10 protein-coding genes, 1 pseudogene and 1 riboswitch are annotated in these 10,527 nt (G+C 72.7%); of the genes and pseudogenes, 9 read left to right on the forward strand and 2 right to left on the reverse strand.

The genetic code is table 11. The features are described from left to right. Positions 1 to 141: 141 nt before the first annotated feature. Entirely contained in the window at positions 142 to 1,152 is a 1,011-nt protein-coding gene (locus ABYE80_RS11105; protein ID WP_372790342.1) for an acyltransferase family protein, read from the reverse strand. Then, entirely contained in the window at positions 1,149 to 1,535 is a 387-nt protein-coding gene (locus ABYE80_RS11110) for a hypothetical protein (RefSeq protein ID WP_372790343.1), read from the reverse strand. The genes ABYE80_RS11105 and ABYE80_RS11110 overlap by 4 nt, the downstream gene beginning before the upstream one ends. Before the next feature lie 150 nt (positions 1,536 to 1,685). Beyond that, positions 1,686 to 1,768, forward strand: a riboswitch (cyclic di-GMP riboswitch). Positions 1,769 to 1,850: 82 nt separating this feature from the next. Here ABYE80_RS11110 and ABYE80_RS11115 point away from each other — a divergent pair. The 9 genes and pseudogenes from ABYE80_RS11115 to ABYE80_RS11155 form a co-directional block, all read left to right on the forward strand. Further along, positions 1,851 to 2,276 (forward strand): type IV pilin protein, encoded by a 426-nt coding sequence (locus ABYE80_RS11115; protein ID WP_372790344.1) that lies wholly within the window; start codon positions 1,851 to 1,853, stop codon positions 2,274 to 2,276. 221 nt (positions 2,277 to 2,497) lie between these two features. After that, the gene (locus tag ABYE80_RS11120; protein ID WP_372790345.1) at positions 2,498 to 4,093 is read left to right on the forward strand and encodes a prepilin-type N-terminal cleavage/methylation domain-containing protein; all 1,596 of its coding nucleotides are present in this window, start codon (positions 2,498 to 2,500) and stop codon (positions 4,091 to 4,093) included. Next, positions 4,090 to 4,989 (forward strand): hypothetical protein, encoded by a 900-nt coding sequence (locus ABYE80_RS11125; RefSeq protein WP_372790346.1) that lies wholly within the window; start codon positions 4,090 to 4,092, stop codon positions 4,987 to 4,989. The genes ABYE80_RS11120 and ABYE80_RS11125 overlap by 4 nt, the downstream gene beginning before the upstream one ends. Continuing rightward, positions 4,986 to 6,227, forward strand: a complete 1,242-nt coding sequence (locus ABYE80_RS11130; RefSeq protein WP_372790347.1) for a hypothetical protein — start codon at positions 4,986 to 4,988, stop codon at positions 6,225 to 6,227. Before ABYE80_RS11125 ends, ABYE80_RS11130 begins: the two co-directional genes overlap by 4 nt. Positions 6,228 to 6,287: 60 nt before the next feature. Beyond that, the gene (locus tag ABYE80_RS11135) at positions 6,288 to 7,043 is read left to right on the forward strand and encodes an A24 family peptidase (protein ID WP_372790348.1); all 756 of its coding nucleotides are present in this window, start codon (positions 6,288 to 6,290) and stop codon (positions 7,041 to 7,043) included. A 132-nt stretch (positions 7,044 to 7,175) separates the two neighbouring features. Further along, positions 7,176 to 8,231, forward strand: a complete 1,056-nt coding sequence (gene pilM / locus ABYE80_RS11140) for a type IV pilus assembly protein PilM (protein WP_372790349.1) — start codon at positions 7,176 to 7,178, stop codon at positions 8,229 to 8,231. After that, on the forward strand, positions 8,228 to 9,013 hold the full coding sequence (locus ABYE80_RS11145; RefSeq protein ID WP_372790350.1) for a PilN domain-containing protein: 786 nt from the start codon (positions 8,228 to 8,230) through the stop codon (positions 9,011 to 9,013). Before pilM ends, ABYE80_RS11145 begins: the two co-directional genes overlap by 4 nt. After that, positions 9,010 to 9,870 carry a type 4a pilus biogenesis protein PilO gene (locus ABYE80_RS11150; protein WP_372790351.1) on the forward strand — a complete coding sequence of 287 codons (861 nt, stop codon included), beginning with the start codon at positions 9,010 to 9,012 and terminating at the stop codon, positions 9,868 to 9,870. The genes ABYE80_RS11145 and ABYE80_RS11150 overlap by 4 nt, the downstream gene beginning before the upstream one ends. Beyond that, positions 9,867 to 10,527: pseudogene (locus ABYE80_RS11155) on the forward strand (hypothetical protein); the annotation flags it as partial. The gene ABYE80_RS11150 and the pseudogene ABYE80_RS11155, both read left to right, overlap by 4 nt.

Consider the following 10,527-nt stretch of genomic DNA (forward strand, 5'->3'; position numbering starts at 1 on the left):
CTCCGCCGCTAGGACCACGCCCGGGCGTGCCGTACCGCGGGTCCGCCGGCGCGCCATGTCCTGGACCGGCCGTTCCACCCAGCGCCAGCTGGCCGCCGCGACGAGCAGCGTCGGCGGCAGCACCACGAGCGTGGCGCTGAGTCACCCGAGCGGCAGGAGTCCGTTGGCGCGCAGGACGAGCAGCAGCGGGACGTGCCACAGGTAGATGCCGTAGCTGATGCGTCCGATCGCGGCCATGCTCCGGTGGCCGAGCAGGCGAAGCGGCCGCTGGGCGGTGGCGACGACCGCGAGGATGCCGGCGAAGCCCAGGGCGGCCAGGTCGTCCCTCCAGATGCGCAGCCACAGGGCCCCGGACCCGCGGGTCGCCTCGTCGATCGCCAGCGCCGCGTCGACGAGCACCGCCGCGCACCCGAGCGTCACGGTCAGGCGCACCACCCGCCGGGAGGGCGAGCGCCCGTGGACCAGGACCGCGGCGAGCATCCCCAGCGCGAAGTACGGGGCCATCGCCGGCAGCTGCTTGCTGAGGAGGCTGAGGTTCAGCTGGCGCTCGTCGGCCAGCACGTAGTTCCAGGTCAGTCCGAGCGCCCCGAACGCGAGCGGGACGACGCACTGGAGCGCGCGTCCGCCGCGGCGCGCCATCGTCACGGCGATCCACCCGAGCAGCGGCAGCGTCAGGTAGAACGCGACCTCGACGGCCAGGGTCCACATCGGCGGATCGAGTCGCAGGAGCGTGGACTCCTTGAGGTTCTGGCCGAAGACCGCGAACAGCCACAGGTCCTCGGCGGGCGGCAGCCGGACGCCGGGGGAGTCCCCGATCGGCCACAGCAGCGCGATCGATCCCAGGATCGCGAGGTAGTACGCCGGGACGATCCGCGCCGCGCGCCGGGTCAGGTACGCGCCGACGCGAGGGCGCGTGGAGCCCTCCAGCGCGCTGCGGACCCAGGGGCCGTAGAGCAGGAAGCCGCTCAGGACGAAGAAGAGGACGAGCCCGAGGCGCAGTTCGTGCAGCGCGTAGTCCAAGCCGGTGCGGGTGCTGCCCGCGTCCACCGTCGGCAGCGTGTACAGCCACGCGTGGTACACGAGCACGGAGAGCGCGGCCACCGCGCGGAGGCCGTCGATGCCCGCGGCGCGGCGGGCGTGCTCCACGCTCACGGGTCGCGGACCTCGAGGGTTCCGATCCGCTCACCGGACAGGCGGAGGGAGATCGGGAACGTGCCCGTGCGGTCGGCGATGACCACCACCGTCGTCGCGGCGTCTGCTTCGACCGACTGCTCGACGCCGAGATCGCGGATCTCCACGCGGTCGGCCACGTCCGAGGAGACGTCGAGCTCGACCACGTCGCCCACGGAGGCGAGCACCGGCTTCCGGGCCGGGAGCTCGCCGCGGACCCGCTCGGTCCCCGTGCCGGTGCTCGGCACGACGGGCGCGGTGGCTGAGCCGGAGTCCTCGCTGGTGGTGGTCGTGGTCAGCGCGCTCGCGAACGCGGCGCTGAGCAGCACCAGCGATGCGAAGAGCAGCAGTCGGCGCGCGAGCACGGCACCGATGGTGCCAGATGGCGATGTCCGCGGATCACCCGTTCCGGCGCCGACGGCGCCGCAGGGGTACGACGAACGTCCACGCATCCCTGACGGCTCAAGGAGCGGGGGTACCCAGTCGATAGGAGCCACGTGCAATAGCCAGTACCAAGGTGTCAAAGGCAAACCACTCGTGAGGGTGGGACGCAAAGCCACGGACCTCGGGCCAGTGACGAGGAAGCCGAGCTGCCACCGGGACCGCATGGACCCCTCGGCAACGACCGCGGAATTGGCGCAGTTCACCACAGGTCCATCGATCCAGGAGGGTCACTCGCAATGCTCCACAAGCTCCGCAACGACGAGGGCGGCTTCACGCTCATCGAGCTCCTCGTCGTCATCCTGATCGTCGGCATCCTCGCCGCGATCGCCCTGCCGACCTTCCTGGGTCAGCAGAAGAAGGGCCAGGACGCGTCGGCCAAGTCCGATGCTCGCAACCTCGTCTCGCACGTCGAGTCGTGCTTCGCCGACACGCAGGACTACACCGGGTGCGACACCGCGCTCGAGCTGGGCACGACCGGCCTGACGATCGGCACCGCCGACGGCGAGGTCGGGATCACCGCGTCCAACGCGACGTCGTACGTCATCACCGGCTACAGCAAGTCGGGCAACGACTTCCTCATCACGAAGACCAACGGCGCGGGCCCGACCCGGACCTGCACCACCGCCGCGACCGGCGGCTGCAAGACCGGCGGCGTCTGGTAGGCACCGCCACACCCGAGCTGGACGCCGCGGGGCGGGTCTTCGGACCCGCCCCGCGGTCGTCGTACGCCACCGCCGGCCCGGCGCCTGACCGGCCGCGGCCCGGGCGTCCAGGGTCGTCCACCCGGCCCTCCCCGGAACTGGGGACCGCGGCGTCGATCACGCGCCGAGGCGCCACGGTCGGGCTCATCGGTGGGTGCACCCGCACCGATGCGACGAAGGCCATGGATCGGCGCTCCCTTCTCACGGACGACTCGGGCTTCACCCTCGTGGAGGTCATGGTCGCGGCCACGTTGCTCGTCGTGGGGCTGCTGGGCACGCTCTCCATGGTCGACGCGGCGAACTCCGCGACCTGGTCGACCAAGGCCCGGGAGCAGGCGGTCTCGCTGCAGCGTGAGGTCGTCGAGGGCGTGCGCGGCATCCCGTACGACCAGCTCACGCCCAACAGCGTCGGCCCCCTGCTCCGCGCCTCCGCGAGCCTCGCGGACACCAACCTCTCCGCGGCCGGCTGGACCGTGCGCCGCCGGGGGTTCACCTACACCATCGCGGTCGGGGTCTGCTCGGTCGACGATCCCCGCGACGGCACGGGCACGCACGACGGCGCGCTCTTCTGCGCGACCGGGACCGGCTCGACGAGCGCGCAGACGTGCAGCACGCTCCTCGGCATCCAGGGCTCCATCCAGGGCACCCCAGCCGCCGCCACGGCGGGGGCCGCGGTCGGCGACTGCGGGATCGACCTGAACCTCGACGGCGCCGTCGACAACCTGACCGAGGCGAGCCTGGGGATCTGCATCGGCATCTGCCCGATCGGGACGGCGGACACGACCCCGTCGGACTACAAGCGCGTCGTGGTGCTCGTGCGCTGGGACCGGGGGCAGGGGACGCGCTACGCGCTCCAGTCCACCACGATCGCCAATCCCGGGCTCGCTGCGGCCCCTGCGGTCATCACGCTCACCGCGGGAGGCTCCATGCCGGTCACGAGCGGGACCTCGGTCACCTTCGCAGCGACGACCAACAAGGCTCCGGCGACGGTCGGCTGGTCGGTCGACGGGACGCAGCGGGGCACCGCGACCGGTGCCGGTCTCAGCTGGGCCTTCACCTGGTCGCTGGGGTCCGTGAGCGCGGGCAGCACACCGGGGAGCGGTGAGGTCCTCGACGGCTCCTACGTCGTGGGGGCCAAGGCGTTCGACACCTACGGCCAGTTCGGATCCACCCGTGCCCTCACGGTCACCGTGAACCGGCGGGCTCCCTACCCGGTGCAGGGCTTCCTCGGCGGGCGCAACGGGTCGACGGTCGAGTTCGAGTGGAGCCCGGCGAAGGAACGCGACATCGTCGGGTACCGGGTGTACCGGCGTCCGACGATCGGCGCGCCCGTCGAGGTCTGCGCGCTCACGAGCGCCAGCACCTGCCGGGACACCAGTCCGCCGGGCTCGCCGCTCCTGACCTACTACGCGGTGGCCGTCGACCGCGCGAGCTCCGGAGCGTTGCGTGAGGGCGCGGCCTCGGGCGACATCCTGGTCGCCTCGACCAACACGCCGCCCCCGGCGCCGCCCACCCTCGCTGCCAGCCTCTCCTCCGGCAACACGGTGCTGGCGTGGACCGCGCCGCCCGGCGGTGACCCGGATCCGGGCGATGCGATCGCCTTCTACCGGATCTACCGCGACGGCTCGACCTACGCGGACCGCTACGACCGCACCGGCACCGGCGGGACACTCACCTTCACCGACACCCAGACCGGCGGTCAGCAGCACACCTACCGCGTCACGGCGGTGGACACCCAGTTGGCCGAGAGCCCGATGGTGGGACCGGTGACCCGATGAGGGCGTGGCTGCGCCGGGTACGGCGTGAGGAGCGGGGCGACCTGAGCATCACGGGCACCCTCATGGCCATCGTGGTCTTCACCGGCGTGCTGGGTGCGACGCTCACGACGTTCCAGTCCTTCGCCCGTGACCGCACGGCGCTGGAGCAGCGCAACGGGGCCCAGGACGGGGCCCGGACCGCGATCGACCGCGTCGCTCGCGAGCTGCGCAACCTCGCGAGCCCGACGACCTACCAACCGCAGGCCTTCGACGCTGCCGGCCCCTACGACGTCGTGTTCAAGACCGTGGACCGCAACGGTCCCAACGCCGGGCTCAACGCCCCGAACATCAAGCGGGTCCGGTACTGCCTCACGAGCACCGACCCGCAGGCCGCGAGCCTGATGGCGCAGACGCAGACCTGGACGACCCAGGAGCCCCCCGCCGTGCCCTCCACGACCGCCTGTCCCGGCACGGGGTGGAACTCGACCGAGACGGTCGCCGTCGGGCTCTCGAACCGCAGGTCCGGGCAGGAGCGCCCGGTCTTCACCTTCAACAGCGCGACGCTCACCGACATCACGACGATCCATCTCGAGCTCCACGTCGACGACGACGGTGCGGGCGCGTCCGAGGAGACGACCATCTCCAGCGGTGTCTACCTCCGCAACCAGAACCGCAAGCCGACAGCGTCCTTCACGGCCACCCCCAGTGCGCAGGGGATCGTCCTCAACGGGTCGGCCTCGTTCGATCCGGAAGGCGAGCCGCTCACCTACGTCTGGTACGACGGCACGACGAAGATCGGCAGCGGGATCACGTTCACCTACCCGGCCACGCTGGGCAGCTCGCGCACGATCCAGCTCAAGGTGTACGACCCGGCCGTGCTGGAAGGCGTCTCGGCCCCGCAGGTGGTCGTCGCATGAACCGGATGCTGCGCCGGCTCGCCCGCGACGACGGCGGATGGGCCCTGTTCACGTCACTGACGCTGATGGTGGTGATGCTCGGCATCGGGACCGCGACCTTCGGCATGGTCGACGGGCAGACCGCGCAGTCGCGGGTGGGCCGGGAGAAGGAGACCGCGTTCAATCTCGCCGAGGCGGCGATGAACGCGCAGATCTTCCAGCTCGCCCGGGACTGGCCGGCGGCGGGGTCGGCCGGCAATCCCTACCCGGCCTGCACCCAGGACTCGACGGCGAGCCGGTGCCCGAACGCCGCGCAGCTCACGGCGCTGTTCGCCTCGCCGGACGTCGGGACCAGCGCGCAGTGGTCCACGTCCGTGCGCGACAACAACACCAACGCCACCCAGAACTTCTACTCCGACGCGCTCACGCAGTCGGCACCCGGCTACGACGCCAACGGCGACGGCCAGCTCTGGGTCCGCGCCCAGGGCCGGGCGCGCGGCCGGACCCGCACGCTCATCGCCCTGGTCCGGGCCCAGGAGCAGCAGGAGGACCTGCCGCGCGGGACGCTCATCACCGGTCGCCTGGACATCTCCAACAACGGGAACAAGGTGATCATCGACGCCCAGGGCGGGTCCAGCGAGAGCGGCCTCGTCGCGGTCCGGTGCACGCCCGTCCTCCTGGAGTCGACCCCCTGCCTGGGCCACAATCTCGGCGGCGGGCTGCTGGCCACCGCCCTGGCGAGCCTGAACTCCCTGCTGAACAAGCAGATCAGCCCCAACATCACGCAGACCGGGTACAGCTCCGCTCCGGCGCTCAGCGCCGAGGGACGCGCCCGTCTGAAGGCGACGGCGATCGCCAACGGCACCTACTACGCCAGCGGCTGCCCCAGCGCGGCCGGACTGAGCGGCGCGATCGTCTACATCGAGAACGGGAACTGCTCGTACACGTCCAACACGCAGTTCAACTCGCCGTCGGCGCCGGGCATGGTGCTCGTGGCCCAGGGCTCGCTGTACCTGGGCGGCACCACGAACTTCTACGGCGTCGTGTACCACGCCAACGAGGCGGCGATGAGCGGCACGGCCGTCCAGATCCAGGGCAACGCGGTCGTCCAGGGCGGCGTGCTGGTGGACGGTCAGGCGACCACGATCGCCGGGTCCTCGAAGCTCAACATCCGGCTCGACCTGAACGCCTACGACAGGGTTCGCTCCTACGGGTCCGCGGGCGTCGTGCAGAACACCTGGCGGGAGATCACGGGCTGAGGCGTCCGGGCCGACCGGCAGGCTCAAGCCTCCGGCGGCCGCCGCCGATGCCACCTCACCATGCTCGCCGTCGCGTTTCTCGCCCTGCTGCTCGGCCTGATCGTCGGGTCGTTCCTCAACGTGGTCATCCACCGGCTGCCGCGCGGCGAGTCGCTGGCCTCGCCGCCGTCGCGGTGCCCCTCGTGCGAGCAGCGGGTCAGCCCGCGGGACAACGTCCCGGTCGTGTCCTGGCTCGTGCTCCGCGGGCGCTGCCGGCACTGCGGGGTGGCGATCAGCCGCCGGTACCCGCTGGTCGAGGCGCTCACGGGCCTGCTGTATCTCGCCGTGGTCCTCGCGCTGTGGGACGACGGGCGCGACGTGGCGCTCGGGATCGCACTCGTGACGCTGCTGGTCCCCATGACCTTCATCGACCTGGACACGCGCACCATCCCGAACCGGCTGCTCGCACCGTTCGCGGTGATCGCGCTCGCGCTCGGTCTCGCGTTCGATCCTGGCTTCGTGCCGGAGCAGCTCATCGCCGGGGCCGCGGCGTTCTCCTTCTTCCTGCTGGCGGCGGTCGCCCGGCCCGGGGGGATGGGGATGGGCGACGTCAAGCTCGCCGGGGTCCTCGGCCTGTACCTGGGTCGGGCGGTGGCCCCGGCGATCTTCATCGGTCTCATCGCCGGCGTCCTGGTGGGTGGCGTGATCATGGCTCGCGTGGGAGCGGCGGCCGGCCGCAGGACGACGGTCCCGTTCGGACCCTTCCTGGCGCTCGGCGCGACGATCTCGCTGTTCGTCGGCGCGGAGCTCGTCGACTCCTACGTCGACACCTTCTGACCGCCGGCACGGACACCCGTCCAGGTCTCTGGACGGCATCCTCAAGTCTGGGGTGGGCGTGGACGAAAGGTCGGGTGGAGGCGCTCGGAAGCTCACCCCGTGAGCAGAACGGTGCCGATCCGAACCCACGCCATGGCCAAGAAGCCCTCCATCCTCGTCGGTCTCGAACTCGACCCCAGCGGCATCACCGCCGCGGCGGTCACCACCTCCGGTGGTCTCGAGATCAAGCACGCGGTCACCACGACCCTGGACCCGGGCATCGTGCGCGACGGCGAGGTCGGAGATGTCGACGCGCTCGCGGAGGCGCTGCGAGACATGTGGCGGGACGAGAAGGGACTCGACCGGCGGGTTCGGATCGGCATCGCCAACCAGAAGATCGTCGTCCGCGTCCTCGAGCTGCCGCCCATCGCCGATGCCAAGGAGCTCGAGCAGGCGGTCCGCTTCCAGGCGCAGGACCACATCCCGATGCCGCTCGACGCGGCGGTCCTCGACTTCCAGACCCTGGAGGTCGTGGACACCCCGCAGGGACGGCGCCAGCGGGTCCTGCTCGTGGCGGCCCGGCGCGACATGCTCGACCGGGTGCTCGGCGCCGCGCGCGCCGCCGGCCTGCGGCCGGAGGGCATCGACCTGTCGGCCTTCGCGATGGTCCGCGCGCTCGCGCCCACCGCCGCTGCGGCGGCGGCCGCGCCGGGGGAGACCGTCCTCTACATCTCGATCGGCGGCGTGACGAACCTCGCGATCGCCACCGGCGTGAGCTGCACGTTCACGCGCGTCGTCGGCGCCGGTCTCGAACAGCTCGCGGTGGAGCTCGCCGAACGGCGCCAGCTGACGCTCCATCACGCTCGCGGATGGCTGACGCACGTGGGCACCGAACGTCCCCTCGACGACATCGACGGTGACCTCGAGGTCATCGGCGAGGCCCGGACGGTCCTGCAGGAAGGGGTCCGCCGGATCGCCGCGGACGTACGGCACAGCATCGACTTCCACCACGCCCAGGGCGCCGCATCGGCGGTCGCGCGCTGCGTGCTGACGGGTCCGGCGGCCGCGGTGCCCGGGTTCGCCGACGCCTTCGGCGTGGAGCTCGGCGTGCCGGTCCACGTCGGTGCCGTCCCCGGCGGACCGCAGGGCATGGGGCCCAACCTCGCCATCGCGGCCGGACTGTCGATCCCCGAGGCCCTCGCCGCATGAGGGCCGTCAACCTGATCCCGGCCGACGCGCAGCGCGGCGGCGGCAGCCCCGGCAAGTCCGGTGGCGCCGTGTACGCGCTGCTCGGCGGGCTCGCCCTGCTCGTGATCGTGGTGGCGAGCCTCACGATCGTCGGTCGCACCGTCGACGAGCGCCGTCAGGAGCTTGCCGGACTCGAACAGCAGGTCGCCGCCGAACAGCAGCGCACGGCGCAGTTGCAGGCGTACACGAGCTTCGCGTCGCTGCGCGCCAAGCGGGTGGAGACGGTGTCGAGCCTCGCCGCCAGCCGCTTCGACTGGGGCGCCGCCCTGCACGAGATCTCCCGCGTGGTGCCGAAGGACGTCTGGCTGACGCAGCTCACCGCCACCGCTGCCCCCGGCGTCTCGGTCGGCGGATCCGGCGGCAACACGAGCAGCCTGCGCAGCGCGCTCCCGGTCCCGGCGATCGAGCTGACGGGGTGCACGACCAGCCAGCCCGCGGTCGCGCGGACGATGGCGGCGATGCGCCGGATCGACGGCGTGCGTCGCGTGAGCCTCGCGAGCTCCGAGAAGACCGAGGGCCCCGGCTCGGGGTCCGGTGGGTCCGGTGGCGGCGCGAGCGACTGCCGTCAGGGCCGCTCGACCTTCCCGCAGTTCGCGCTGGTGGTCTTCTTCGACCCACCCGCCGGGGCTGCGGGGACCGCGCCCGGCGCACCCGCCACGGGCGGCCCGACGGGGGCCACCGGCGCCTCCGGGGCCGCTGCCCAGAGCACGGCCGGAGCTTCGAACCAGGAGGACGGACAGTGACCGCCCGCGACCGCACGGTCCTCATGATCGTCGGCGCCCTGGCGGCCGTCGCGGCGTTCTGGTTCCTCGCCCTCTCGCCCAAGCGCCAGGAGGCCGCGGACCTCGGCGGCCGGATCGCGGCGGCGCGCGGTGAGCTGCAGGCGGCGCAGGACGGCGCCCGGACGGCGGCCGCCGACAAGGAGCGCTACGCGTCGGACTACGCGATGGTCGCCCGGCTCGGCAAGGCCGTGCCCGCCGAGGACGAGGTGCCGTCCCTGCTGGTGCAGCTCGAGTCCGCCGCCAAGGCCTCCAGGGTCGACTTCCGCGCGATCCGCGTCGAGTCCCGGGGCGCCGCGCCCGCCGCCGCGGCCACGCCCGCAGCGGCCGCGGCGCAGGTCGGCAACGCCGAGAAGGACGCCACCGCGACGACGCCGCCCGCCGCCGTGCCGGCCAGCGCGACGGAGTCGGTCGCCGCAGCTCTGCCACCCGGCGCCACCGTGGGTCCCGCCGGCTTCCCGACGATGCCCTTCAGCTTCACGTTCGAGGGCGGCTTCCGCGGTCTCGAGCGCTTCCTCGACCGGATCGCGGCGTTCACCAGGATCAAGGGCGACGAGATCAAGGTCCGCGGACGCCTGCTGACGATCGACGGCGTCGGGCTGACCGCCGGACCGAAGGGGTTCCCGCAGATGCGGGCGGAGATCGCCGCGACCGCCTACCTGCTGCCCGCCGACCAGGCAGTGGTCCCGCCGCCGGCCGACGCGACCGCCCCCGCGCCGCCGTCTTCCTCCACGGCCGGGGAGACCGTCACGGCGAGCACCCCGCGCGGGAAGCGCGCCGTGACGCCGACCGCCGTGGTGCGGGCCGGAGGTGCCCCGTGAGCCTCCTGCGCAACCTCGGCCACGACCTCGTCGACAAGAAGCTCTGGCCGCTGGCCGTCGTCCTGCTCGTGGCGCTCGTCGCGGTTCCCGTCGTCCTCGGCGGACCCGCGTCCACGACCGGGCCCGCGTCGGCGGCCGGCCCGACGGGGGCTGCGGGAGTGGCTGCGGTCCACGCGCCCGAGCCCGCGGCCGGCGCCGCGATCGCGTCCGTCGCGCAGGCGTCGCCGCTCAGGAAGCGCCGCGGAGCCGTCCGTGACCCGTTCCGCCAGCAGCACGTCCCCAAGCCGTCCACCGCCACCGCGAAGTCCGTGGCAGCGGCGCCTCCCACGAAGGCCGCGGCCCCGTCCTCCGGCACCGGGGGCTCCACGGTCAAGGCCGCGCCCGCCCCGAAGGTGGCGCCCACGACGACCGTCAAGCCGGCGCCGAAGCAGCAGCCCACGGCGGATCCGTCCCCGAGTGCCGCCAAGGGCTACGGCGTGACGCTGAAGTTCGGCGAGCCCGGCGCCCAGAAGACCTTGCGGAACCCCGACCGCCTGAGTCCGCTCCCCAACGCCGAGAAGCCGTTCTTCGTCTTCCTCGGCGTGCTCACCGGCGGGAAGAAGGCGGTGTTCCTGATCAGCTCCGACGCGACCGCCAGCGGTGACGGCACCTGCCGCC

It is taken from the genome of Paraconexibacter sp. (assembly GCF_041602235.1).
GTDB lineage: Bacteria > Actinomycetota > Thermoleophilia > Solirubrobacterales > Solirubrobacteraceae > Paraconexibacter.